Annotated in this window: 22 protein-coding genes and 1 tRNA gene; 12 read left to right on the top strand and 11 right to left on the bottom strand. The window is 34.4% G+C overall.

Going from position 1 to position 25174, the window contains the following annotated elements; genetic code table 11:
- Window positions 1-3 precede the first annotated feature (3 nt).
- The 6 genes from glmS (at window position 4) to EAG08_RS15430 (ending at window position 7812) form a co-directional block, all read left to right on the top strand.
- Entirely contained in the window at window positions 4-1857 is a 1854-nt protein-coding gene (glmS, locus tag EAG08_RS15405) for a glutamine--fructose-6-phosphate transaminase (isomerizing) (protein WP_129536207.1), read from the top strand.
- Window positions 1858-1963: 106 nt separating this feature from the next.
- Window positions 1964-3376 (top strand): gliding motility lipoprotein GldK, encoded by a 1413-nt coding sequence (gene gldK / locus EAG08_RS15410; RefSeq protein ID WP_129536208.1) that lies wholly within the window; start codon window positions 1964-1966, stop codon window positions 3374-3376.
- A gap of 63 nt (window positions 3377-3439) precedes the next feature.
- A complete protein-coding gene (gene gldL, locus EAG08_RS15415) occupies window positions 3440-4132 on the top strand; it encodes a gliding motility protein GldL (RefSeq protein WP_129536209.1) in 693 nt (230 codons plus the stop codon).
- 40 nt (window positions 4133-4172) lie between these two features.
- Entirely contained in the window at window positions 4173-5765 is a 1593-nt protein-coding gene (locus EAG08_RS15420; protein WP_129536210.1) for a GldM family protein, read from the top strand.
- Between the two features lie 22 nt (window positions 5766-5787).
- Entirely contained in the window at window positions 5788-6726 is a 939-nt protein-coding gene (gene gldN, locus EAG08_RS15425) for a gliding motility protein GldN (protein WP_129536211.1), read from the top strand.
- A gap of 54 nt (window positions 6727-6780) precedes the next feature.
- Window positions 6781-7812, top strand: coding sequence for an NAD(P)/FAD-dependent oxidoreductase (locus tag EAG08_RS15430; RefSeq protein WP_129536212.1), 1032 nt, complete (start codon window positions 6781-6783; stop codon window positions 7810-7812).
- Between the two features lie 37 nt (window positions 7813-7849).
- Here the strand turns inward: EAG08_RS15430 and EAG08_RS15435 are convergent, their stop codons facing one another.
- Window positions 7850-8227 carry a hypothetical protein gene (locus EAG08_RS15435; protein WP_129536213.1) on the bottom strand — a complete coding sequence of 126 codons (378 nt, stop codon included), beginning with the start codon at window positions 8225-8227 and terminating at the stop codon, window positions 7850-7852.
- A 780-nt stretch (window positions 8228-9007) separates the two neighbouring features.
- Here EAG08_RS15435 and EAG08_RS15445 point away from each other — a divergent pair.
- From EAG08_RS15445 to EAG08_RS15460, 4 genes are all read left to right on the top strand, one after another.
- Complete coding sequence (locus EAG08_RS15445) at window positions 9008-10093, top strand: efflux RND transporter periplasmic adaptor subunit (RefSeq protein ID WP_228446595.1); 1086 nt, start codon at window positions 9008-9010, stop codon at window positions 10091-10093.
- Between the two features lie 7 nt (window positions 10094-10100).
- The gene (locus EAG08_RS15450) at window positions 10101-13295 is read left to right on the top strand and encodes an efflux RND transporter permease subunit (RefSeq protein ID WP_129536214.1); all 3195 of its coding nucleotides are present in this window, start codon (window positions 10101-10103) and stop codon (window positions 13293-13295) included.
- Complete coding sequence (locus tag EAG08_RS15455) at window positions 13282-14724, top strand: TolC family protein (RefSeq protein ID WP_164998581.1); 1443 nt, start codon at window positions 13282-13284, stop codon at window positions 14722-14724. Before EAG08_RS15450 ends, EAG08_RS15455 begins: the two co-directional genes overlap by 14 nt.
- Before the next feature lie 154 nt (window positions 14725-14878).
- Window positions 14879-15577 (top strand): hypothetical protein, encoded by a 699-nt coding sequence (locus tag EAG08_RS15460; RefSeq protein WP_129536216.1) that lies wholly within the window; start codon window positions 14879-14881, stop codon window positions 15575-15577.
- A gap of 370 nt (window positions 15578-15947) precedes the next feature.
- Here the strand turns inward: EAG08_RS15460 and EAG08_RS15465 are convergent, their stop codons facing one another.
- The 6 genes from EAG08_RS15465 to EAG08_RS15490 all read right to left on the bottom strand — a co-directional run bounded on the left by EAG08_RS15465 (window position 15948) and on the right by EAG08_RS15490 (window position 20947).
- Complete coding sequence (locus tag EAG08_RS15465) at window positions 15948-16742, bottom strand: GLPGLI family protein (RefSeq protein ID WP_129536217.1); 795 nt, start codon at window positions 16740-16742, stop codon at window positions 15948-15950.
- 168 nt (window positions 16743-16910) lie between these two features.
- Window positions 16911-17735 (bottom strand): hypothetical protein, encoded by an 825-nt coding sequence (locus EAG08_RS15470; protein ID WP_129536218.1) that lies wholly within the window; start codon window positions 17733-17735, stop codon window positions 16911-16913.
- 290 nt (window positions 17736-18025) lie between these two features.
- The gene (locus EAG08_RS15475; protein ID WP_129536219.1) at window positions 18026-18907 is read right to left on the bottom strand and encodes a carboxymethylenebutenolidase; all 882 of its coding nucleotides are present in this window, start codon (window positions 18905-18907) and stop codon (window positions 18026-18028) included.
- 150 nt (window positions 18908-19057) lie between these two features.
- Window positions 19058-19573 carry a hypothetical protein gene (locus EAG08_RS15480; RefSeq protein WP_129536220.1) on the bottom strand — a complete coding sequence of 172 codons (516 nt, stop codon included), beginning with the start codon at window positions 19571-19573 and terminating at the stop codon, window positions 19058-19060.
- Between the two features lie 166 nt (window positions 19574-19739).
- Complete coding sequence (locus tag EAG08_RS15485) at window positions 19740-20138, bottom strand: nuclear transport factor 2 family protein (protein WP_129536221.1); 399 nt, start codon at window positions 20136-20138, stop codon at window positions 19740-19742.
- A 173-nt stretch (window positions 20139-20311) separates the two neighbouring features.
- Complete coding sequence (locus EAG08_RS15490) at window positions 20312-20947, bottom strand: LysE family translocator (protein ID WP_129536222.1); 636 nt, start codon at window positions 20945-20947, stop codon at window positions 20312-20314.
- A 209-nt stretch (window positions 20948-21156) separates the two neighbouring features.
- On the opposite strand from EAG08_RS15490, the gene EAG08_RS15495 reads away from it, so the two are divergent.
- Window positions 21157-21948 (top strand): tyrosine-type recombinase/integrase, encoded by a 792-nt coding sequence (locus EAG08_RS15495; RefSeq protein WP_262696746.1) that lies wholly within the window; start codon window positions 21157-21159, stop codon window positions 21946-21948.
- A gap of 141 nt (window positions 21949-22089) precedes the next feature.
- On the opposite strand, the gene EAG08_RS15500 is transcribed toward EAG08_RS15495, so the two are convergent.
- Together EAG08_RS15500 and EAG08_RS15505 are read right to left on the bottom strand one after the other, a co-directional pair.
- Window positions 22090-22176, bottom strand: a tRNA-Ser gene (locus EAG08_RS15500).
- A gap of 49 nt (window positions 22177-22225) precedes the next feature.
- Window positions 22226-23251: an asparaginase gene (locus EAG08_RS15505; protein WP_129536224.1), complete on the bottom strand. Its 1026-nt coding sequence runs from the start codon at window positions 23249-23251 to the stop codon at window positions 22226-22228.
- 83 nt (window positions 23252-23334) lie between these two features.
- Between EAG08_RS15505 and EAG08_RS15510 the strand changes: the two genes are divergently transcribed.
- Entirely contained in the window at window positions 23335-24006 is a 672-nt protein-coding gene (locus EAG08_RS15510; RefSeq protein WP_129536225.1) for a TrmH family RNA methyltransferase, read from the top strand.
- A 7-nt stretch (window positions 24007-24013) separates the two neighbouring features.
- Here EAG08_RS15510 and EAG08_RS15515 read toward each other — a convergent pair whose 3' ends face one another.
- The gene (locus tag EAG08_RS15515) at window positions 24014-24712 is read right to left on the bottom strand and encodes an RsmE family RNA methyltransferase (protein ID WP_129536226.1); all 699 of its coding nucleotides are present in this window, start codon (window positions 24710-24712) and stop codon (window positions 24014-24016) included.
- 30 nt (window positions 24713-24742) lie between these two features.
- Window positions 24743-25153 (bottom strand): hypothetical protein, encoded by a 411-nt coding sequence (locus tag EAG08_RS15520; RefSeq protein WP_129536227.1) that lies wholly within the window; start codon window positions 25151-25153, stop codon window positions 24743-24745.
- Window positions 25154-25174 lie beyond the last annotated feature (21 nt).

The following is a 25174-nucleotide window of genomic DNA, read 5'->3' on the forward strand; positions in this document are numbered from 1 at the left end:
GTTATGTGCGGAATAGTTGGTTATACAGGTTTTCAAGATGCCTATGAAATTGTCATTAATGGTCTTAGAAGATTAGAGTATAGAGGATATGACAGTGCCGGAATTGTTTTAGAAGGTGAAAACAATAGTTTTAACGTAGAAAAAACTAAAGGTAAAGTTGATGACCTTGTTAATATCTCTGGTCAATTAAAAGGAATTGCAAAAGTAGGTATGGGTCACACACGTTGGGCAACACATGGTGTTCCTAGCGACAGAAACTCTCATCCTCACGTCTCTAATAACGGAAAAATAGCAATCGTTCACAATGGTATTATAGAAAATTACGATACCATAAAGACAATGCTTACGGATAAAGGATATACTTTCAAATCTGAAACAGATACTGAAGTTTTGGTTAATTTGATTCAGTACTTTACAGAATTAAATACTGAAACAGATTTTCCTACTGCTGTAAGATATGCTTTAAATGAAGTATATGGTGCTTACGCAATTACGGTAATGCACGAAGATTATCCTGGAGTTTTGGTTGTGGGAAGATTAGGTTCTCCGTTAGCAATCGGAATTGGAGAGCAGGAATATTTTATTGCTTCAGATGCTTCTCCTTTCGTAGAGTTTACAAAAGAGGCTATCTATTTAGAAGAAGGTCACATGGCTATTCTTTCTTTAGAAAAGGGTGTAGATATCAGAACAATTAACGATAACTCTAAAATCGTTCCTGAAATTCAGGAGCTTAAATTAAATTTAGAGCAAATCGAAAAAGGTGGATACGAGCATTTTATGCTGAAAGAAATCTTTGAACAGCCAAAATCAATTCACGATACTATGAGAGGAAGACTCCTTGTGGAAGAAGGAATTATCAAAATGGCCGGAATTTGGGATCACCTTGAGAAATTCAAAAATGCGAACAAAATTACCATTATCGCTTGCGGTACATCATGGCACGCAGGTCTTATTGGTGAATATTTAATTGAAGAATTTGCAAGAATTCCTGTTGAAGTTGAATATGCTTCTGAATTCAGATACAGAAACCCAATTATTACGGATAAAGACGTTGTGATTGCTATCTCACAGTCAGGAGAAACTGCAGATACAATGGCAGCATTAAAGTTGGCGAAAGAAAGAGGTGCATTTATATATGGTATTTGTAATGTAGTTGATTCTTCAATTGCAAGAATTACAGATGCAGGGTCTTACACTCATGCAGGTCCTGAGATTGGTGTTGCTTCTACAAAAGCATTTACGGCTCAGCTTACGATTCTCTCGCTTATTGCATTGAAGTTAGGAAAGCATAACGGAAACTTAGGAAATGCGGAATTCATGAGCTTAGCGGCTGAATTGAATGCTATTCCTAAAAAGATTGAGGAAGTTTTAGAAGCTACTCACGAATTAACACAAAGCATTGCTAAAGATTTTATTAATGCAACCAATTTCCTTTATTTAGGAAGAGGTTACAATTATCCTGCAGCATTAGAAGGTGCATTGAAATTGAAAGAAATTTCTTACATCCATGCAGAAGGTTATCCGGCAGCAGAGATGAAGCATGGGCCTATTGCATTGATTGATGAAAATATGCCGATCGTAATCATTGCTCCTAAAAAAGGTCATTATGATAAAATTGTAAGCAATGTACAGGAAATTAAGGCTAGAAAAGGGAAAGTTATTGCAGTTGTCAATAAAGGAGATACTCAGGTAAGTGCTATGGCAGATTACGTTATTGAGATTCCTGAAACTTCTGAGTGTTTTTCACCAATTGTTGCTTCTGTTCCTTTACAGCTACTCGCTTATTACATAGCAGTTTATAGAGGTGCAAACGTTGATCAGCCGAGAAACCTTGCAAAATCTGTAACTGTTGAGTAAAAATACTTGCAAATAAAATAAATTTAGATTTTTTTCGTTATTCTAAAAAAAATCTTAAAAGTTTCTTAAAAAATTATATATTTACGGCTTAATTATAAAAATTAACATGAAAAGGATATTTCTTTTATTATTGTCTGCGTCGGTAGCATCGGTATCTTGTTCAGGTGGTGGATCTTCTTCTGTTGGGAAGCCAGGAACAAAAGGGGAATTGATACCTAGAGAAAAAACAAAATCATTTGTTGCAGAAAGACCATTTGGTATGGTTGCCATTCCTGGTGGATCTTTTGTTGCAGGTTTAGCTGATTGGGATCCTACGGGAAGCCCTGAGAAAGCTGCACTGAAAACAGTTACTGTATCTTCATTCTTTATTGATGAAGCTGAAACTACTAATGCAGAGTACAGGGTATTTATTAATTATGTAAGAGACTCTATTGCAAGAACCATGCTTGCTGAAGCTGCCGGAGAAGGTGGTGAAGGTGGTGGTAAAGGTACAGGGATCGGAGATTATGCATACCTTGCAAAAAAAGAAGAAAACCTAACTGCATATCAAGAATATCTTGAAGGTGCAGGTGGTAGAAACGGTTTTGATGATACTAAAAAATTAGACTGGAAAATTCCATTGCATTGGAATACTTCTAAATATCCAGATGTAGAATATGCTGAAGTTTTAGAATCTATGTATTTACCGGCTTCTTCTAGAGTTGGTAGCGAAAGACTTCTTGATGTTAGTAAATTAAAATATAATTATAGATGGGGAGATATGAATGCTGCTCTCGCTGAAAACGAAAGAGGTGTTAACTTCTTGAGAAGCGAAAGTATTGCAATCTATCCTGATACAACTGTTTGGGTTAAAGATTTCCACTTTACTTATAACGAACCATTATTCGAACAATATTTCTGGCACAAAGCTTACAAAGACTATCCTGTTGTTGGGGTAACTTGGGATCAGGCGAGAGCATACTGTAACTTCAGATCAAAATTAAAGTCTGATTACAATGAAAGCATGAAAAGAAAGAAGCAAAGACCTTTGGAGTTCCGTCTTCCAACTGAAATGGAGTGGGAATACGCTGCAAGAGGGGGCAAGCAAAATGCTACCTACCCTTGGGGTGGTCCTTACTTGATGGATGATAGAGGCTGTTATCTTGCAAATTTCAAGCCAAAAAGAGGTGATTATATGGAAGATGCTAAAAAAGGTACTTACATGTATACAGCTCCTGTAAAGAAATTTAAGAAAAACGGATTCGGATTATTTGATATGGCTGGAAACGTTTCTGAGTGGACAGTGTCTGCATACAATAACTCATCATACGGTTTCTCTTCTACGCTAAATCCTTCTACTAAAGATAAAGAAGATGCTAAGAGATCTGTAAGAGGAGGTTCTTGGAAAGATGTTGGATATATGTTGATGAACGGATCTAGAGATTATGAAAGCAAAGATTCTGCAAGAAGTTACATCGGATTCAGAACAGTACAGGATATTCCTGAAGCAGCTGTGAAGGTAAAAAGAGTTACCAGATAAGATCGCTTCAATTAAATTATTTTCAGAAACTATTTTATTTAACATTAAAAAAAACTAACTTATATGTTTAAGACTAAAGATGCTTGGATGAATTTCTTCTATTCATTCGGTGCTGCAATTGTAATTCTTGGAGCTTGGCTTAAAATTACTCACATTTCATTTGGCCCAATCAATGGTAACATCGCACTTACAGTAGGGCTTGTTACAGAGGCAATTATCTTTATTATTTTCGCTTTTGACCCTCCGGCAGCTGAAGAGTCTTACCATTGGGAAAATGTTTATCCTGAATTATTAGATAAGCATGCAAACCCAAACCCATTACATTCAAATGTTTCTTCTAAAAATACGATTGATCATTTTGCTGAATTAGAAAACTCTCTATCTGGTAAATTAGATAAGATGCTTCAGGATGCAAAATTAGATGTACAGTTATTTGACAGATTAAGAACAGGAATCGATAAATTCTCAAGTTCAGTAGATCAAATCAACCAAACTGTTGATGTATCTGCTTCTACTCACAAGTATAACGATCAGTTAAACAAAGCTGCTCAACACATGGAAAGCATGAACGCTCTATATGCAATGCAATTAGAAAGTGGTCAGAGACAATCTGATTTTGCTAAAAAATATGTTGAAGATATGCAGAAATCAGCTGAACATTCTGAGAAGTTTAATCAAGAATTACAAGGTTTAACAACAAACTTAAACAGCTTAAACAGAGTTTACGGTGGTATGTTAACTGCAATGAAGTCATAATCCCGAACCATTAATTTAATAAAAAACTAAAGAAAAGAGAATGGCAAAAGGAAAACAGACTCCACGTCAGAAGATGATCAACCTAATGTATCTGGTTTTCATCGCAATGATGGCCCTAAACATTGATGTTGAGATCATTAGATCATATTATGATTCTACAAGAGCTCTTAAAGAAACTAGGTTCTTGACAGAGCAGAAAAACGAAGATATTTTTGAGAAAACTTTAGAAGCTAAAGCTCAGCAGGTACCAGATACTTATGCTCAGCCTTGGGAAGATTATAAAGGCCTTAAAACTAAAATTGATCTTTTGGTATCTTCTACTGAAGAAATTAAAATAAAGCTTAAAAAACAATCTGAGTTTCTTGATAAAGATCCTAAAACCGGTAAGGATATGGATGTGAGTGAGAACTTCTCGGCATTGAATAATAACGAAGCAACTACAGAATATTTCTTTAAAGAAGGTGAGGAGAATAGCCCATCAGCAGGCGCTTTAGAGTTAAAGAAGAAGATGGATGATGTGAAAAATTACATCAACGCCAAATTCGGAGGTAACGAACAACTTAAGAAGTTAGTTGATAGAGCAAATACTTCATTATCTGCAGAGTATGCCAATGGAAAATCTCCAAACGGTAAAACTTGGTTTCAGAATAAATTCTATCACCAACCACTTATTGCTGCGATTTCTAACTTAGAAATTATTCAGAATGATGCTAGAAACGTACAGTCTGATGCATTAGCTTTAATGCTTCAGGAGAAAGTAGATGCAAGCATCAAGTTTAACCAATATGAAGCGATTGTTTCTGCTCCTGCTGATATCCAGTCTGGAAAGAAAGCTGAAGCAGTGATTATGTTAGGAACTTATTCTAACAGCAATAAAATCAGCATCAGTGGTGTAAGCAGACAAGAAAACGGTAAAGGATATCTTCCTTTAAACACTGGAGGTCTTGGTGAGAAGAAAATTGGAGGTGTAATTACTTTAACAGACGCTACAGGAAAAGCAACACAATATCCATTTACACATACGTATAATGTAATTGCAGGTCCTCAGCAAGTTAAGCTTGAACAAGGTTTATTACTTTCTGCTGATAAGATGAATGTAATGTATAGAGGTTTAGAAAATCCTGTAACAGGATCTATCCTTGGTGCAGACAATGCTAAATTATCTCTATCTGCTCCGGGAGCTGTTGTTAAAAATACAGGTAAAGGTAAGTGGGATGTTATTCCTAATGCTGGAAATACTGTTAAATTAACACTTTCTGGAACTGATCCTACGGGTAAATCTGTTTCTCAGGTATTTGAATACAGAATTAAAGGTATTCCAAGACCACAAGGACAAATTAGAGGTAAAGCGGTTAACTTTATGCCGGCTAGTTCTATTCCTAATCAGATTGTTGCAGCAACGCTTCCTGATTTCGACTTTCCTGTTTCATTTACAGTTAATAGCTTTATTTTGAAACTTCCAGGTAGAGCAGGTACAATGATTCAAGGTAATTCTTTATCTGCGGCTGAAGGATTGTTGAAAAATCTTAGATCGGGTGATGTTGTTCAGATTTATGATATCCAAGCTACGGCGACTGGATTAGGTAAACAAATATTGAAAGAGATATCGCCGATAACAATTAACGTTCAATAAGATTAATTTGTAAATTCATATTATGAAAAAATATATTAGCAGTCTTTTAGTTTTAGCATCTGGGTTTGCATTTTCCCAGACTATTCTAAATGCTTCTTCTCCGGAAGAGTTCAGACAGATGAGAGCTGAAAATATGAGAAAAGTGGGAGATACTGTTATTAGTAATAAAGTAAAGCCACTAGAGTACGGTTTTGTAGATGATAAAGACATAGCAAAAAGTATGATGGTATGGGAGATAATAGACATGAATGATAAAATTAATCAGCCATTCTATTATGATAATCCAGACGGTTTACTTTCAAAAACTACAAGATCATTATATCAAATTCTTCTTGATGCTGCAATGAATGGGCAATTGGAAGAAGTATATGATGACGAAAATTTTACTACCAGACTTAATAAGGAAGGTATTGAGAAAAAGTTGGAGAGCGTAAGAATGGATGAAGAAGCTATTGAGATTCTAAATTCAGGACGTCAGCTTACAGAAGAAGAAAAGAAAAGACTGATTGACCATATTGTAACTACAACTGAAAAAGTTAAAGTTCTTAAAATTATGGGAATGTGGTTTGTTGATAAGAGAGATGGTCAGATGAAATACAGACCTCTTGGTATAGCTGCAATGGGGCCGGATCCTACATCAATTGGAAGGCTTGATGCTGAAGGGAAACCAATGGCAGGAGCTAATGAATTAGTTGATTTATTTTGGATTTACTATCCAAAAGCTAGAGAGATCTTAGCAAACAACTATGTTTTCAACAGAAATAATTCATCTGCAGACTTATCTTTTGATGATATAATCAACGCAAGAAGATTTTCTTCTATTATTTATAAATCTTCAATTGGTTTAGGTGATGGTGTTATTAAAGACTACATTCCTAGAAATGCCGAGGAGCAATTAGAAGAAAGCGACAAAATCAAAGGACAAATTCTTCAAATGGAGAATGATATGTGGAATTACTAAATTTCACTTGATATTTATAAAAAACCTGAGTACTTTTACTCAGGTTTTTTTATTATGCAAAATGTAGATTATATTATTGTTGGTGACGGTTATGCCGCATTATTTTTTGCCCATCAATTGACAAAACACAATAAGTCATTCGTTATTTTTTCCGAAAGAAAGAAAAGTGCATCTCAAATATCTGCAGGAATCATCAATCCTGTTGTTCTTAAAAAATTTACGACTTTTTGGCTCGCCCAGGAACAATTAGATTTTCTCAAAACCTCACTCAATGAAATAGAGAAATATACCGGAACAAATTATTTAATTGATGCTTCCATTCACAGAATTTTTCATGATGAGAACGAACAGAAACTATGGCTTAAAAAATCGCAATCAGAAGAACTTTCCGAATTTTTAGACGAGAATTTTAAGGATTTGGAGGGCGTTAAAAACGATTTTAGTTCAGGAATGGTCAATCAGTCTGCCAGATTAGACGTTCATGGATTTTTCAATGATTTACTTGAATTTCATGAAAGTAATGCTCAATTAATTAAAGAAAAATTTAATTATAATGAAGTTAATGCTGAAAATTCGACGTATCAGAATTTTCAGTTTAAAAATATTATTTTCTGCGAAGGAATGGGTGTTAAAAACAATCCCTACTTTTCAGATATTCCCGTGATTCCAAATAAAGGACATCACATCAGAGTTAAACTTTCTCAGCCGCTTCAGAAAGATATTACCATCAAAAAGAAACATTTTTTATTTCCGTTAAATAATGGTTTGCATTTCTATGGTGGAACCTACGACAGGGAACAGTTACATGAGCATATTGATCAGTCTGCAGTAGAGCAGCTACAAAAAGGACTATCTGAATTTTATCCGTCTGATTTCGATATAGAAGAAGTCCACTTTGGTTTTAGACCCACTGTAAAAGACCGAAGACCAATTGTTGGAAGACATGCTGAACATCAGAATTTTTTTGTCTTCAACGGTTTGGGCGCTAGAGGGATTTTGAATGGCTGTTATTTCTCCAAAAATCTTTATGATTTTATTGAAAATAAAATTGAATTGCCTCAAGAAATTTCTTTAGATAGGTTTTAAACAAAAAAGACGTTCAAATTGAACGTCTTTTGTATTTTTATTGTGAAGCCATTTTTGTTTCGGCCTGATTTCTTTTTCCATGGAATAAAACCATATCCATTTCCTTTTTCAGGAAGGTGACTTCATTTTTTGTTTCAGTGTACAAATATTTATTATCCTCAGTAGAAAATCCGGGAGTAGAATGATTTTTCTTCAATTCATACGTCTTTCCGTTAAGGTGTACTGTGATAATATCTTTCGTATTGTTGGTGATTACCTCCATTTCATCGCCATGACGATCAGAAATAGTTTCTTTTGTAATGTCGTCTTGAGACGCCGCTTCAGTATTTACTACGGCTAAGTCTGGGTCTTTTGCAGAGTGCTTACATGCTGCTAGTGTGAGGATTACAAAGAATCCAAGAAGAGATTTTTTCATTTGTAGTTGTGATTTTTATGAGTTTCAATTAATATTGATTTGGTTGTGTAAAATTACAATTATTTTTCTTTAAAATATGTTAAATTTTAATAATTTAAAGAATTTGGAGTCTGTTTATGTATTTTTTTTAAGGGTATATGTAATTTATTGTTTCTCTCATTCACTTTTCAGCGAAATTCAAGAAGAGTTAAATTTTGTTAATAGTGAATTGAGTATTAAAATCTAAACTTACCTTTGCCTCTTCAAATGAGAAACTATATCGTATACTTTTTGACCAGCCTTTTTCTGCTTTTTGTAGTGGAAAGCAAGCTTAATGTCAAAACTTTGCGAAGCGACTTTTCTGGTCATATTTCTCACAATTACCCAAATAAAGTTGATCATTCTAATCAATCGAGTTCGAAATTTACTGTCCAGCAGATAAGCGACAGTGCTGATAATTTTACTTTAGAATTGACGGAGGATGATTTTCAGCTATCCGATACCGTACAGGCAATTATCTTTTTGCGAGTGTTTTTGGATTGATTTATTCATTTGGACTATTATTTAAGAAAAGATTTAAACCTTCTATTTCTGAATTTTTACAGCATGTTCATTCTGTAAAAACATTCATTCTGATTCGTTCTATCAGAATCTAAAATTTCATTTTCCGATCACCTTTTTTGTTCCCGAACCGGAGCGAAAAAGCTTTGCATTGTGGTCTATTCTGATTTCATAATGTAAATACTCCCCAGAATTATTTATTCAAACTAACATTTAACGATTTTAATAATACTCTAGATTATGATGAAAAGAGTTCTCCCAAGCGTTGTCTTAAGCGCTGTCCTTTTACTTGCAAGCTGCAATGATAAAAAGGAAGAAAAACAGGAAGATTCAGTGTATCCGGTGACTTCACCTGTAAAAATGGATACGATTATTAACAAAGATTTTGTCGCTCAGATCCAGTCGGTGAAGAACATCGAGGTTCGTGCTCAGGAAAAAGGTTTCCTTGAGAAGATTTACGTAGACGAAGGTCAATATGTAAGAGCCGGACAAACTTTGTTCAGAATTATGCCACAAATCTATCAGGCAGAATTACTTAAAGCACGAGCTGAAGTTGAGCAGGCTTCTATCGAACTGAAAAATGCAAGCACTCTTGCCAGCAACAACATTGTTTCAAAAAACGAAAGATTAATGGCAAAAGCTAAATTGGATGCGGCCAATGCAGAAATGAAATTAGCGCAAATCCATCTTTCATTTACAGATATTAAGGCTCCGTTTTCTGGGATTATCGATAGAATTCCATTGAAATTAGGAAGTTTAGTTGATGAAGGTGATTTGTTGACAACGCTTTCAGATAATACCAATATTTACAGTTATTTCAATGTTTCTGAACCTGAATATTTGAATTACCAGACTCACGTTGCTGATCGCGGCAGCCAAAATGTAAGCTTAATGATGGCAAACGGCGAAATGTTTAATCAGCAAGGTGAAATTCAGACCATTGAAGGTCAGTTTGACAACGAAACAGGGAATATTGCTTTCAGAGCCAAATTTCCAAATCCTGAAAAACTGTTGAGAAATGGTGAGACAGGAAAAATTCGTATGACTTTACCGCTTAAAAATGCATTAATCATTCCACAGAAAGCAACTTACGAAATTCAGGATCAGAAATATGTTTTTGTGATTGATAAGAATGGAGTTGCAAAATCTAAAAACATCAAAGTCTCTTATGAACTTCCTGATATCTATATAGTTTCTTCAGGTATTTCTCCGGATGAAAAAATCCTGTTGGAAGGTGTTCAGAAAGTTAAAGACGATCAGAAAGTAAAAGTGAAATTCCAAGATCCGAAGAAAGTTCTTCAGAATTTAAAATTAAAAGCAGAATAGAAGAATTATGTTTAAAAAATTCATTCGCAGACCTGTTCTGTCAATTGTGATCTCGCTGATCATTGTTTTTATGGGAGTTTTATCTTTAATGAAACTTCCGATCACACAGTTTCCTGCGATTTCGCCGCCCAAAGTAAATATCACGGCTACATATCCCGGAGCCAATAACGAGTTGTTAATCAAATCCGTGGTTATTCCATTGGAAAGAGGATTAAATGGTGTTCCTGGAATGAAATACATGACTTCCGACGCAGGAAATGACGGTGAGACTTCTATTCAGGTAGTATTTGATTTGGGAACTGACCCCAATGTTGCCGCAGTTAATGTACAGAATCGTGTTTCTTCAGTAGTAAATAAACTTCCGCCGTTGGTAGTGCGTGAAGGGGTGAAAATTACCCGTGAAGAACCGAATATGTTGATGTATATTAACCTGTACAGTGACGATCCTAAAGCTGACCAGAAATTCCTTTTCAACTATGCAGATATCAATGTGATGTCTGAATTGAGAAGGGTAAGTGGAGTTGGTTTTGCCGATATTTTAGGAACAAGAGAGTATGCAATGCGTATTTGGCTGAAACCTGATCGTTTGACGGCTTACAATATTTCGGCTGATGAAGTGATGGAAGCTCTGAACGAGCAAAGTTTAGAAGCATCACCCGGAAAAACCGGCGAAAGTTCTGGTAAACGTTCTCAATCATTTGAATATATTTTAAAATATCCCGGACGTTTTAATAATGAAAAAGATTACGGAAATATCATTCTTAAAGCTAAATCTGCCGGAGAATTTGTTAGATTAAAAGATGTTGCCGATATCGAATTTGGTTCTTCGATGTACGATATTTATTCTACATTAAATGGAAAACCATCTGCCGCAATCACGGTAAAACAATCTTACGGTTCAAACGCAAGTGACGTTATCAAAAATGTAAAAACCTTAATGGCGGATCTTGAAAAAACCAATTTCCCGAAAGGAATGCATTATGACATTAGTTATGACGTTTCAAGATTCTTGGATGCCTCGATTGAAAAGGTAGTGCATACTTTGTTTGAAGCCTTTATTTTGGTTGCGATTGTGGTGTTTTTATTCCTTGGGGATTGGCGTTCAACGTTGATTCCAGCGATTGCAGTTCCGGTTTCTTTGGTGGGAACTTTTGCTGTGATGTCCGCATTTGGAATTACTTTAAATATGATTTCGCTTTTTGCGTTAGTCATGGCAATCGGGGTCGTCGTCGATGATGCGATTGTAGTAATTGAAGCCGTTCACGCCAAGATGGAGGAAAAAGGACTTTCTGCATTAAAGGCGACTGAAGAAGCAATGCACGAAATCAGCGGAGCGATTATCGCAATCACTTTGGTAATGGCAGCTGTATTTATTCCGGTAGCATTTATGTCGGGTCCGGTTGGGGTTTTCTACCGTCAGTTTTCCATCACGATGGCATCATCTATTATTCTTTCGGGAGTTGTAGCGTTGACGTTGACTCCGGCTTTATGTGCTTTAATTCTAAAAAACAATCATGGAAAAGCTAAAAAGAGAGGTCCGATTACGATTCTTTTAGATAAATTCAACAATGTATTTACAAAAGGAGCAGGAAAATATGAGAAGTTGCTGAATAAAACAGTAACTAAAAAGTTTATCACGCTTCCTTTGCTATTGCTTTTCTGCGCTTGTACCTACTTTTTAAGCAACTCACTTCCTTCAGGATTTATTCCGGGAGAAGATCAGGGGATGATTTATGCAATTATTCAGACGCCGCCTGGTTCTACATTAGAAAGAACGAATCAGATTGCTAAAGAATTATTGAGAGAATCTGAAGATATCGACGGAGTACAGTCTGTTTCTTCATTGGCTGGTTACGAAATTCTGACAGAAGGAACCGGTTCAAACTCAGGAACGTGTTTGATCAACCTTAAAAGTTGGGAAGACCGTTCAGAATCTGCTGCCGAGATCATTGAGAAGCTCGAAGAAAAAGCTAAAAATATTCCGGGGGCCAATATTGAATTTTTCCAACCGCCTTCTATTCCGGGTTATGGAGCTGCAGGTGGATTTGAATTAAGACTTTTGGATAAAGCCGGAAGTGGTGATTACCAAAAAATGGAGCAGGTGAGTACCGATTTTGTGAAAGAATTGAAAAAACGTCCGGAACTGGGTTCTGCATTCACATTCTATTCCGCAAGTTTCCCTCAATATATGCTTAAAATCGATAATGATTTGGCCGAACAAAAAGGTGTGAGTATCGAGAAAGCAATGGATAATCTTTCAACTTTAATCGGTTCAAACTACGAAACCAGTTTCATCCGTTTCGACAGACCTTATAAAGTGATTGTTCAGGCTGGTCCGCAATATCGTGCTTTGCCAAGTGATTTGTTGAAACTTTATGTGAAAAACGACAAAGATCAGATGGTTCCGTATTCAGATTTTATGCATTTGGAAAAAGTGTATGGTCTTTCTGAAATCACGAGACATAATATGTACAACTCTTCTGAGGTGAGCGGAACCCCTGCTCCGGGGTACAGTTCTGGACAAGCGATTAAAGCCATTCAGGAAGTTGCCGATAAAACATTACCAAGAGGTTTTGGAATCGATTGGGCCGGAATTTCAAAAGATGAAGTTGGTCGTGGGAACGAAGCAGTTTACATATTCCTGATCTGTTTAGGATTTGTTTATTTAATTCTTTCAGCGCAGTATGAAAGTTTCATTCTTCCTTTACCGGTCATTCTTTCATTACCTACAGGGATTTTCGGAGCGTTTTTATGTTTGAAATTGTTAGGATTGGAAAACAACATCTACGCACAGGTTGCCATGGTTATGCTGATCGGACTTTTAGGTAAAAATGCCGTGTTAATTATTGAATTTGCCGTTCAGAAAAAAGCAGAAGAAGGAATTCCTGTGGCACAGGCGGCCATCGAAGGAGCGGCCATCCGTTTCAGACCGATTTTGATGACTTCATTTGCATTTATTGCCGGATTAATTCCTTTGGTCATGGCAACCGGACCGGGAGCTGTAGGAAACAGAACTATTGGTACCGCTGCAGCAGGAGGAATGCTCATCGGAACCGTTTTCGGACTGCTGATTATTCCGGGACTATACTACATTTTCGGAACTATTGCCGATAAATCCCGATTGTCAAAATATGAAGAGGAAAATCCTTTAACCGAACAAACAGAACCTTATCAACACGATGATAAACATGAAGATTTATAATAAATATATAGCAGCCATCGCCTTATCGCTTGTTTTAGCAAGTTGTAAGGCGCCAATGGCGACCGTTATTCAGGATGAAGTAAAAAATACAATTCCTGAGAATTTTAGTCAAAATGAACAACAGGACGTTAATAACAACAGCGGAACCACCCCTTGGAGACAGTTTTTTACAGATCCAAATTTGGTTAGTTTAATTGAAACTTCTCTGAAAAATAATCAGGAATTAATGATCACGCTTCAGGAAATCGAAATTGCCAAAAGCGGAATCGTTGCCAAAAAAGGAAGATTAAGTCCGTCTGTAAGAGCAGGATTAGGAGCCGGAGTAAGTAAAGCCGGTCGTTACACGAGTGAAGGAGCCGGAGATGCAAGTACCGAAATAGAACCGGGAAAAGAAATGCCAGACCCGCTTGGGAATTTCGAAGGTGGTTTGATGGCCAATTGGGAAATCGACATCTGGAAAAAACTCAGAACCGAAAAAGATGCTGCTGTAGCACATTATCTTTCAACTGTTGAGGGGAAGAATTTTGTCCTTTCAAATCTGATCGAAGAAGTAGCTGATAACTATTACGAATTATTGGCGTTGGATAATCAGCTTGATATTATTCAGCAGTACATCAAATTGCAGACGAGAGCATTAGAAATTGCAAAAATTCAGAAACAGGCCGCAGCAGCAACTGAATTGGCGGTGAAAAAGTTTGAAGCTGAATTGGCAAAATCAAAAGCTACGGAATACACGATTCGTCAGGAAATCACAGAAAAAGAAAATCAGATCAATGCACTTTGTGGACGTTATCCGCAGCCGATTGTGAGAACGAAAGAAAGTTTTATGTCGATCATTCCGCAAACAGTATATACGGGAATTCCGTCTCAGTTATTGGCAAACCGTCCTGATATTAAACAGGCTGAATTAGAATTAAAAGCGGCAAAATTAGATGTTGAAGCAGCAAGAAAAGAGTTTTATCCTTCTTTAGAAATTTCAGCAACTTTAGGATTGGAAGCTTTTAAACCTTCTTATTTGGTTAAATTACCCGAGTCGATCGCTACAAGTTTAGTTGGCGAATTGGCAGGACCGCTGATCAACAAAAGTGCGATAAAAGCCAACTTTCAGACGGCAGATGCAAAACAGATTCAGGCCTTGTACGAATATGACAAAACCATTTTGAATGCGTATCTGGATATTTCAAATCTGATGTCTAAAGTGAAAAACATCGACCAGTATTATCAGTTAAAATCTCAGGAAACTCAAGCTTTAGACCAATCCATCGATATTGCAAATCAACTTTTCAAAAACTCAAGAGCAGATTATCTTGAAGTTTTGTTAAATCAAAGAGACGCTTTAGATGCAAAAATGGAGTTGATTGAAGCCAAAGAGAAACAGTTAAGCACCGTTGTCGACATTTACAAAAGTTTAGGCGGCGGCTGGAAATAAGTTAGTTTTTTATTCATATATCATTATTTCAATCGTGGAGTCCGGTTCTGTTTTCAGGGCCGGGCTTTTTTTGTTAAAATTTAAATCCCAAATAAAACACGTCAAGTTTTGTCGCATTACACCTATAGCTTTGCAGTATAAAATATTAAGAGCTATGGAAATCCCGTTTTATTTAAGTTTCAGAGAATTCGAAAATCAATATTATAACAATCTTGAAAAGTGGTTTGAAAACGATCAAAACACCAATGAGACAGATTTTCTGCTTCATATAAAAGAGATGTACAAACCGTATTTGTGTTACAACTTTTCTGAAGACAGATTGCAGGCAGATGCTGTGATTGACGTAAAAAACTGCTTCTTTCCATATCATGAAAATTTTGGAATTTCATTCAATATGAATCACGCTAATGCAAAAAGTTTCAAAACCGGAATCAACAACGTTTCCGAATTGAAAACCATCAGCATGATGGAATATGCCCAACATATTCTGGACAGAATTCATCATTACTTTCAGAAAAATAAAATTTCGATGAAAGAAAATGAGACAATTTTAAACTATATCAATCATTACGAAATCATCACAGCAAAAGAGAAAACAGGATATTGCCTGGACTATAATTTGCATCAGAAAAAACTTCCTTTTTTAAAGGCTTTTCTGCCTCATTTTGGAAGTACAGTCGATATGGCTTTGTACAGAAATTTCTATTTTTCGGTCGTGAGAATTGCAGATTTTATCGATTTCAAACTGAAAGCCGTTGAGGCTTTTGAAAAAAGTATGTACAGCGAACTGCGATCGGAAGCGATGATTAAAATTCACATGAGAAACCAGACTTTCCTTACGGTTTGCAACTGATTTTTTAGGAGCTTAATCCGGCTTTCCACTGTATCTTTTTCGCCCACGCTTTTTTGCAAAGCCAATTCAAAAAAAGGATGTCGTTGCAATCCGGGCTAGATGAGAAGTCTTTCATTAAAACACCAAACATTCATACATCATTATATTGTCGAAATGCATTTTATCAGAGTGTATTTCAAGCAAAAATCCAGATTCATTGATCTGGATTTTGTTTTTGACTAATTTATAAAAATGAAATTATTAACGATGGTGTTTTTACTTGGACTAAGCTCGTTATTCTATCTAACGAAAATAAATTGGCGAAGTGCGGGCTGGATTTAACTGAAATTTTTAACCCCGCATTTTGGAAATACCATGTTAGCAGAAGTTTTTATTTGTAGTTTATTTTATGATTTAGCTCAATAGGATTATTTTCTTGCAAAATATTTTTTTGCATTTCTTTAGTCTTTACTGAAATATCCATTGCAATACCATTCGGGCCGGTAAATGTAACTGTTTTTCCCATTGCCACTTTTGTATTTATATCATAAGGATCATTAAAATATGATTTTGCAAGTGCTTCATATTTTTTCCAATCAATTTTTATAGTTTTTGTGCGTGCGTCAAAAATATTCCCGCCTTTTTTGACTTCTATCAAATTAAATGAATAGTCATTGTTTGAATCTTGAATAGAAACAATCAATCCAGGTAAACCATTGAAAATATATGGACCATCACTGAAAGGTAATTCTGTAGTAAACCAGGCAATCCAGTTTCTTCCTCCATAATTTGTTTCTGCTTTTTGAGATTTATATTTTCCAATTGTTTTTTGTTCGGAAGTTATTTTCCAATTTAATATTTCCTCAACTGGAAGAAGAAAATCTGTTCCCAAATAAGTGATTACTTTTTCAATTCTTTTTTGAGTTAAATTCTTTTTGACATAGAATTGGTTTTCAACACCCATTTTAAACCTTCCATTTCCATTATTCAACCTTATTGAATCTGATTTTTTGTCTAGTGAATCTCTAAAAATTGAAATATTGTTTTTTAGATCCAAAATCATATTGTCGGAATTAACATCATCTGGTTTTTCTGAATCCAGTTTGTATTTTGTTTCGTAAATAAAACTAATTTTTTGCGAGCAGCAAAATGTAGAAATTCCAAGAAAAAATATAATAAATTTCATTTGTGACGAGTGTTTGTTTGAAATTTCTGCTACGTCCCAGCGCTTGGCGAGGTTGGGGATTAAGGAAAACTAAATTCTCGGTTCAAGACTGAACTTTGCAAGTACAAAACCACCTTTAAATTCAGCCCAAAACCCCAATCTTGCCAAACGCGTGTTACCTGTCGTTTTTTATTTATTGTATTCTTTCAGCTCAAAATTGTTTTCTTTTTGTTTCCACTTCAACTCGTTTACTAAAAAATATTTATGATAGAAACCAATTAATACAACAATTTTTTTGTTAGGATATTTATCTTTCCATTTTAAAACATTGTCAATTATGGTTCTATTTCTTAACTCCTCAAAGTAACAATATCTTTTATATAATTCTCTAAATGAAATTGAGTCTTTAGTTGCAGTTTCAAATTTCAATTTAGCGAATTCGTCATTTTCATCTACAATTTCTTTTAGTTTTTGATATTGGTAAAATTGCCTTTCCTTAACTAAATTTTCTGTAGAAGTCGAATTTATTGCTTTTAACGAATTATTGTCTAATTCGTTTAGAGAGCCCGATAATTCAATAAATCTACTCCAGATTTTTTTATGTTTTTCAGATAAAATATTTAATGAATCGAGAACGTTAATTTCATTCAATACAACATCAGGATTTTGAATTCCATTTTGTTTTCTATAATTATTTCTTCCTTCAAATTCAATTGGTCTAAATAATGTATTCTTAAAATTGGTTCTATATTTAATAATTGCATTCCATTCATTTTCATCATAAGTATTTTTAAATGTAAAATCTGAATTGAAATTTGTCATATCTGATTCCATAAGAATTATATCAGGTTTTAGATTTTCTAAAATTGAATAAATTGTATCCTTATTTATGTTTTTTGTAGGGAAATGTACAGTTCCAATAATTGTCAATTCTGTTTTCTGTTTTTTATTATTTATTTGAGCATTGAAAAGTAATGAGTTTAAACAAAATGTGATAATTAATAATCTGTACATAAAAATTCGTTTTTAATATTATTGTCGTTTTAGTTTTGGATAAAATGGAAGGTAACGTTTGGCCGCTAACCGAAGTTGCCGATCAAAGCGGACTGAGTTTTCTCTGCCAAGATAATGTTTGTTCGTGAACTCACAACTTCCGGCTACCGAAAACTCGGCAATTTTGGTTAGCGGCGGTTAGCAGAAGTTGTTATTTTTTATTTGTCCATTCCATAAATTCTGCGAAAATATCCATCCACATATCTTTCGATTCTTCATTATCATTGCTTGGAAGAGTTTCAAATCCGTGATCAAGATTTAAAGGTAAGATTGTCCTTATGATGTCGTATAAATTCTGTTTTTATAATTAAAGACGATTCAATAGGAACTGCTTGATCCTTGGTTCCAATTGCAATAAATATTGGGATGTTGATTTTGAGTAAATTCTCGATTGGCGGCTCTGAAAATTCGTGCCAACGTTTGTATGTATTGTCTAACCAGAATTTATCTATTGAGGTTGGATTTTTTTCGATATCCTCAATTTGTGAATATAAACTATCCAGTTTTTTTATAGAAGTAGCTTCATCAATTTTACCTTTAGATGCTTCTTGTCTTATGGATAATGCAAAATCATTGTATTGAGTATTTCCACTGCCTGACCAAAATCCAATATGTGTAATTTTTTTATTTACAGTGCCCAGCTTTGCAACAACATCACTTCCTTCTGAATGTCCTAAAGCAACAATTTTTTCAGAATTTTTGATTATTTTTTTTCTAATGTGATTAATAACATTATTGTACTGCCAAACTCTATAGTCCAAAGATTCATTTTCATAATAGCATTTCGGCGGATTAAAAGTTTCATTTATTGTTGCAAAAGGAACGCATTTCTTTGATACAATTATAAAGGCGTAATTAGTCGGTATTTTGTTCAAATCAAAAGGAATTGTAGAGACCACAGAGACGGATTCTTTTTCTTTTTTTATATCAAACATTGGAACTGCTGCCGAACCTTGAATAAATAATATAATATTTGTTTTATCTGTAATTTCATTTTGTGAGTAGATGTGATAATTTATTGTATCATTATCTTTTAATATTGTAAAATGTTTAAATCTTTTGTATTCAGATACAGATTGTGAAAAACACAAATTTGTAATGATTATAAAGATTAAGGTGAGTGCTATTTTCATACAATTTGTGCTAACGTTCCGCCGCTTCTCGTCAGTTGCGAAGTTCGGAACCTTTTATTTTCTGTTAAAGATAAAAATTCTTGCGAAACGTAAACGTGAACTTACTACAAAATTCGCAATTGCGAGAAACGGCTGTTAGCGGTAGGTTTTTTAATCATTACCGAGTATTTGAAGAAAAATAATTTTTGTTTCTTCAATCTCAAAAACCAAATCTATTCCCATTATTCTGTAAAAACCACCTTTAGTAACAGTTGATTCGTAAATGTTTGTTGATATTTCGGCGAATTCTTTCTCAAGTAAAGTTATAAAGTCGTTAATTGAATTTTTGATTCTACTTTTCAAATCCCTTATTGTTTCATTCTCTTTATCACTTAAAATAGATGGTTGCTGCATTACAGGTTTTACTAATTCAATTTCTAATCTTTCTTTCCAATCTTTAACTTCTGTTAATTCTACATCCCAATCATTTGGATATACTCCGAAGAGTTCATATGAATTATTCTGTATAGCGCCTTCTATATTTCCATCCGAAAAATTATAAGCAAATAGTTTGTAATTCATTCCAATTACTGAAAAAGAATTAATAGCAGCTAAAGAAGCAAGATAGCCGTTAAGATAAACTAGTTTCGTCTGTAAAATTTGGTCTTTTAATTCTTCGTTCAACATAAATTTCTATTAGATATTCTGAAAACTTACCGCTAACGTTCCGCGGCTTGGCGTAGTAGCGGCAAGTTAAAGAAAAATGTAATAAGAAATGCTGAAGTTGAGAGTATTTTCCAAGAAAGACAAACCAGCTATTGCGCCAAACGGCTGTTAGCGGTAGTTTCCTTAATTAATCCAAAGGTTCGAAGCAATCATAATTTCTTTGACGGAATATTTTCCCATCTTTTATTTCAAAAAATTGAGCAAAATACGCTACCATTTCTTCTCCAATTTGAAGCTTTCCAATAGGAATTGATATTGTGCCTTTCCACACAGCTTCAAGAATTACAATATTCTCGAAACTATATAGTTTTTTGATTTCATATACTTCTTTCGACATTATTTTGCGACCGCGTTCAGATCCAATCTTTAAATCTTCCAGACTTCTTTTTGCAACATTTTTCGTTACTAAGTTTGGGTATTCTATTTGTTCAGCATCTTGATGATAGAATTTCTCGAAGTTATCTTCGGATTTTCTTTCTGACATCATCTTAAGAAATTCTGTTACAATTTTTTCATTTTCATTCATAAGTTGTATTATACTTTTGTTAGAAATTACCGCTAACGGTTCGGGGCTTTGCGTTCGGACGGGAAATCGAAGCACAAAAGCCTGTATTATTACTAAAGTTTAATTGAAAAACTACTGTTGAATTTTGCACTTCAGCCCGCCTGACGCAAAACCCTTGTTGGCAGTAGTGTTTTCTATTTACGGTCAGTCAATGCTACTTTAATTCCAAGTCCAATCATTGTTAATCCACAAATTTTATTTATCCAAGTTGATACCTTTTTGTTAGTCTTCAATTTGCTAAAAATTGCAGATGCAAAAGTTGCCAATATCAAACACCAAATTGTTCCTGTCGCAATAAAAGTTGTCCCTAATGTAAGAAATGGCAAAATAGTATTCTTTAAAGTAGGGTCTATAAATTGAGGTAGAAATGCGATAAAAAATAAAGCAACTTTGGGATTCAAAATATTTGTAAAAATTCCGTCTCGGTATATTTTCCAATAGTCCGCAGAACTACTTGAAATAATATTGTCTGTTTTAAGTTGCGACTTATCAGTAAGCATTTTGAAACCAATGTAAAGTAGGTAAGCAGCTCCTGCAAATTTGATAATGTTGAAGAGTAATATTGACTTTGCAATAATTATGGAAAGTCCGAATGCGGCTAAAATTGTGTGAACAAGACTTCCTGTCCCAATACCTAAAGCTGAAACAATTCCTGCTTTTTTCCCTTGCCCAATACTTTTAGTCAAGATAAAAATTGTGTCATTACCTGGTGTCAGGTTTAATAAAATTCCTGTCAATAAAAATGTCTCAAAATGAATTATTCCTGTCATAAAATTTGTTTGTTTAGTGTGGTTATAACATTACTGTCAACATCCAAATTTACGCATTGCGCAAATACAAGATATGTATTGTTGCGCTTATCCTCTTTACTATTTTAGTTAATTATCTATAAATTAGTTGATTAATTTTCTATATCTTTGGATAAACGCAATAAAAGATGAATCAAAATCTCATAGATCAATTTGTAACAATACTCCGTATGCAACGTTATGCTGATAGAAGTGTAAAGACTTATGCATCACATCTTACTTATTTTCTCAGACATTCTGCTAAACACAAGTCGGAAGATATTACCGATCAACAAATAGAAAATTTTGTTGTCTGGTTGGTAGAAAAAAGAAAAGTAGGGCAATCATATCAGAAAGCGATGATTTCTACAATTACCAAGTTTTATAAAGAGATATTCCAACGCCATATTTGCCTAAAGCACCTCTATCCTAAAAGAAGGGAATATAAACTGCCAAAATTTCTCACACGAGACGAAGTTAAAAAAATATTAGATGCCACAGAAAATATTAAACATAAAGCAATTCTTATGACCATTTATTCCTGCGGTTTGAGATTGAGTGAGCTTTTGGAACTGCAAATATCTGATATTAAAGTAAAAGAAAAGTTGCTGCTAATCCGTCAGTCAAAAGGAAATAAAGACCGCTTGATGGTTGTATCTGCCCAATTATTAAATGCTTTAAGAGATTATTATAAAATTTACCAACCAAAAAACTATCTGTTTGAAGGTAAAAGCTCAGAAAAATATTCTGAACGAAGTGTACAGCAAATTCTAAAAAATTCTTTGAGGAAAGCAGGAATTATCACTCCGGCTTCAGTACATACTTTGAGGCATTCTTATGCTACACACTTGTTGGAAAATGGAATTGATATTAGAATCATCAAAGATTTATTGGGTCATAGTAATATTAAAACAACTGAAATCTACACGCATATTACAGATATCAGCAAGAGTAATGCGAAAAGCCCATTGGATTATTTATAATAAGTACTAAAAAATTGTTAGAATTTTTATGATTAATTGAAAGCTCAATTTTGCAATAATTTTATAAGAAAAAGAATGAAAATTTATTTTAAAATTTTCGATAGTTAGAAACTAAAAAAGCGTTGAAAATCAACGCTTTTGCAGAGAGGAAGGGATTCGAACCCTCGATACAGTTACCCGCATACTACCTTTCCAGGGTAGCTCCTTCAACCACTCGGACACCTCTCTATGTTTTGAAGACTGCAAAAATAGGCTATTTTATCGAATTAACAAATTCTTAATCTGCTAATTCACTGATTTCGCCACAAATATTTTTCGAGAAATTATCAGCAAAACTTCCTTTGTAATTTGGGTTATCAATTAAATGCATTGCTTTTGTGATGGCACATTCAGCGGTCATATCTTTTCCGCTTATCGCCCCGATTTTAACAAAAATATTGCTGTTTTCATACTTGCCAAAGGAGATTCCGCCTGAAATACACTGACTTACCACTACGATTTCCGTTCCGTTGCTTCTGATTTGCTGCAAAGTTTCCAAAGTTTTTTCACTGCTGAAAATTGTTCCAGAACCAAAAACTTGCAAAATCAAAACTTTCATTTTCGGAATTTCTTTAAAATGATTCAGTTTCATTCCCGGAAAAATTCTCCAGAACAAAACATCTTCAGAAATATGTCCGTCTACATGAAATTCAGTTCGACCTTCACATCGGAACAAATTGTCTTTGTCAATTTTCAAATGAACTCCGGATTGCCCAAGAATAGGGTAGTTTGGACTTGAATATGCGTCAAAATATTCAGCAGAGTATTTCAAAGTACGGTTTCCTCTCAATAATTTATATTCAAAGTAAATTGCCACTTCCTGAATCACTGCTTCGTTTTGTTCATATAAACTTGCGTAATATAAACTAGTTAAAAGATTCTCTTTCGCATCCGTTCTTAAATCTCCAATCGGAAGTTGTGAACCGGTTAGAATCACGGGTTTCGTTAAACCTTTTAGCATAAAACTCAATGCAGAAGCCGTGTATGACATGGTGTCTGTTCCGTGAAGAATCAGAAATCCGTCATATTTTTTATAATTATCAAAGATGTAATTAGCGATAATTCTCCATTCTTCAGGTCCCATATCAGAAGAGTCCAAAGGTTTTGCAAAAGGATGTACAAAAACTTCACATTCCATGAGTTTCATTTCGGGCATTTTCTCAAAAATATTTCCGAAATCAAAGGCACGGAGACTTCCGGTTTCGTAATCTTTTTCCATACCAATGGTTCCACCGGTATAAATCAGAAGGACTTTTCGCTTCATTTTAAATTTAAATTAAAGATTTTGAGTTTCTTTTCAGGTTCAGAATTTCAAAATTACGTTAATTTGCAAAGATTTGAAAATGGATGGAAGATTTAGCAAAAACTTACGAGTATTTAAAACAGTTTTTAACCGAAGAAAGATTAAGAAAAATTGAACATTTCGCTCCTGAAAGTTCAGATTTTGTACTTCCTGTTTTAGAAGATGTCTATCAGTTCAGAAATGCAGCAGCAATTGTAAGATCGGTGGAAGCTTGTGGTTTTCACAAAGTGGTTGCTTTGCAGGAAGAAAATAATTTCGAACCCAATCTAAAAGTCACAAAAGGTGCAGACACCTGGGTTGAAGTAGAAAAACTTCCCCGAAATATGGAATCTTTTCAAAAAATCAAAGATAAAGGCTATAAAATCGTTGTCGTTTCGTTAGAAAATAATGCGAAAATGCTTCCGGAATATGAAATCACCGAGCCAATCGCTCTCGTTTTCGGAACAGAGATGGAGGGAGTTTCTCGGGAAATTCTAGATTTTGCCGATGAAACTTTGGCGATCCCGATGTATGGTTTTACAAGAAGTTTTAATGTCTCTGTCGCAGCTTCGCTTTGTATGTATGAATTGAAGCAAAAGCTGATGAAATCTGATATTGAGTATAAACTCAATGAAGAAAAATTGCTGAGAATGAAGATTCGTTGGGCGGTGAATTCTGTGAAAAGTGGTAAGCAGATTTTGGCTAAATATCTAAAAGATAATAAGATTCAATTTTAAATTTGTCTTAAAAAATCATCTTATTATAATTCCAAGCAGCCACAAAAACACCTGCAGTCTCAGTTCTCAAACGTTGATTTCCGAGAGAAACAGCTTTAATTCCTTTTTCAGCTAAAAACAAAATTTCTTTATCCGAAAAATCACCTTCAGGACCAATCAGAAAAGTGTAGTTTTCTAATGTTGGAATTTCATTTAAATTAATTCTTTCTAGATTTTCGTTGCAGTGAGCCACAAAAGTAGTCTCAGAATCTACATTTTTTAGAAAGTCAGGTAATTTAATCAAATCATTAACAATCGGAAAATGAAATCTCAAGCTTTGCTTTGATGCTGCGATCGCCTGTTTTCTGATTTTATCAATATTCAGATTTTTACGCTCAGTTTTTTCAGTCTGAAGAATCGTAATCTCAGAAATTCCCATTTCTACTGCTTTTTCAACAAAAAATTCAATTCTGTCAATATTTTTTGTCGGAGCAATCGCAATATGAAGCTTTGGATTGAAATCTGGAGTTTCAGTTTTGATTTCGGCAACTTCAATTCCTGCTTTTTTGCCTTCAATAATCAATGTTCCGGAAGCTAAATTTCCTTTTCCATCGGTTACGTGAATTTCCTCGCCATCTTTCATGCGAAGAACTTTCACGATGTGCTGCTGTTCTTCGTCGTTGATGATTGCTGTTCCGTTATTGATTTCTCCAAAAAAAAGTTTCATATATTGATATTCAGACAGTTATTTTATTTTTTAAAATGTAATCTCATTATCGCTTAAAAATGCCACTCCCGTTTTTATCGTGGTGTAAATATCGCCCTCACAATCTCTGTATGAACAAGCGTAAATCTCTTCAACCCATCTATTATTCATAAAAATCAAATTCAGATATTCGTTTTTTCTTAAATTATTTTTGATGGATAAATAATCTCCTTCTTTAGGTTCGTAAGCAAAACTAAATACATTTTCTGAATTGATTTTCTCGATAATCTCTTCCTTTACATTTTGAACATATCCTATTTCTGAACTTATCATTAAATAATCTTCGTCTTCAGATTTTTCTGTAACTTCATTTTTTCCGGTAATCGTTTCTAAAACCCAATAATATTTTGAGTTCTTTTTAGATTGCGTTCCCAGTACTTTTTCTTCTAATAATAATTTCATCTGTAGATATTAATTTTAAGT

Source organism: Chryseobacterium sp. 3008163 (assembly GCF_003669035.1).
Taxonomy (GTDB): domain Bacteria; phylum Bacteroidota; class Bacteroidia; order Flavobacteriales; family Weeksellaceae; genus Chryseobacterium.

What these genes read in the sequence shown, in the direction of transcription:
- gldL (WP_129536209.1), top strand. Translation starts at nt 3,440, where the DNA reads ATGTTTAAGACTAAAGATGCTTGGATGAATTTCTTCTATTCATTCGGT.
- EAG08_RS15460 (WP_129536216.1), top strand. Translation starts at nt 14,879, where the DNA reads ATGGAAATCCCGTTTTATTTAAGTTTCAGAGAATTCGAAAATCAATAT.
- EAG08_RS15435 (WP_129536213.1), bottom strand. Translation starts at nt 8,227, where the DNA reads ATGAAAAAATCTCTTCTTGGATTCTTTGTAATCCTCACACTAGCAGCA.
- EAG08_RS15420 (WP_129536210.1), top strand. Translation starts at nt 4,173, where the DNA reads ATGGCAAAAGGAAAACAGACTCCACGTCAGAAGATGATCAACCTAATG.
- EAG08_RS15520 (WP_129536227.1), bottom strand. Translation starts at nt 25,153, where the DNA reads ATGAAATTATTATTAGAAGAAAAAGTACTGGGAACGCAATCTAAAAAG.
- EAG08_RS15490 (WP_129536222.1), bottom strand. Translation starts at nt 20,947, where the DNA reads ATGACAGGAATAATTCATTTTGAGACATTTTTATTGACAGGAATTTTA.
- EAG08_RS15475 (WP_129536219.1), bottom strand. Translation starts at nt 18,907, where the DNA reads ATGAAAATAGCACTCACCTTAATCTTTATAATCATTACAAATTTGTGT.
- glmS (WP_129536207.1), top strand. Translation starts at nt 4, where the DNA reads ATGTGCGGAATAGTTGGTTATACAGGTTTTCAAGATGCCTATGAAATT.
- EAG08_RS15510 (WP_129536225.1), top strand. Translation starts at nt 23,335, where the DNA reads ATGGAAGATTTAGCAAAAACTTACGAGTATTTAAAACAGTTTTTAACC.
- EAG08_RS15485 (WP_129536221.1), bottom strand. Translation starts at nt 20,138, where the DNA reads ATGAATGAAAATGAAAAAATTGTAACAGAATTTCTTAAGATGATGTCA.
- EAG08_RS15470 (WP_129536218.1), bottom strand. Translation starts at nt 17,735, where the DNA reads ATGTACAGATTATTAATTATCACATTTTGTTTAAACTCATTACTTTTC.
- EAG08_RS15505 (WP_129536224.1), bottom strand. Translation starts at nt 23,251, where the DNA reads ATGAAGCGAAAAGTCCTTCTGATTTATACCGGTGGAACCATTGGTATG.
- EAG08_RS15495 (WP_262696746.1), top strand. Translation starts at nt 21,157, where the DNA reads ATGCAACGTTATGCTGATAGAAGTGTAAAGACTTATGCATCACATCTT.
- gldN (WP_129536211.1), top strand. Translation starts at nt 5,788, where the DNA reads ATGAAAAAATATATTAGCAGTCTTTTAGTTTTAGCATCTGGGTTTGCA.
- EAG08_RS15430 (WP_129536212.1), top strand. Translation starts at nt 6,781, where the DNA reads ATGCAAAATGTAGATTATATTATTGTTGGTGACGGTTATGCCGCATTA.
- EAG08_RS15480 (WP_129536220.1), bottom strand. Translation starts at nt 19,573, where the DNA reads ATGTTGAACGAAGAATTAAAAGACCAAATTTTACAGACGAAACTAGTT.
- EAG08_RS15465 (WP_129536217.1), bottom strand. Translation starts at nt 16,742, where the DNA reads ATGAAATTTATTATATTTTTTCTTGGAATTTCTACATTTTGCTGCTCG.
- EAG08_RS15450 (WP_129536214.1), top strand. Translation starts at nt 10,101, where the DNA reads ATGTTTAAAAAATTCATTCGCAGACCTGTTCTGTCAATTGTGATCTCG.
- EAG08_RS15455 (WP_164998581.1), top strand. Translation starts at nt 13,282, where the DNA reads ATGAAGATTTATAATAAATATATAGCAGCCATCGCCTTATCGCTTGTT.
- EAG08_RS15515 (WP_129536226.1), bottom strand. Translation starts at nt 24,712, where the DNA reads ATGAAACTTTTTTTTGGAGAAATCAATAACGGAACAGCAATCATCAAC.
- gldK (WP_129536208.1), top strand. Translation starts at nt 1,964, where the DNA reads ATGAAAAGGATATTTCTTTTATTATTGTCTGCGTCGGTAGCATCGGTA.
- EAG08_RS15445 (WP_228446595.1), top strand. Translation starts at nt 9,008, where the DNA reads ATGATGAAAAGAGTTCTCCCAAGCGTTGTCTTAAGCGCTGTCCTTTTA.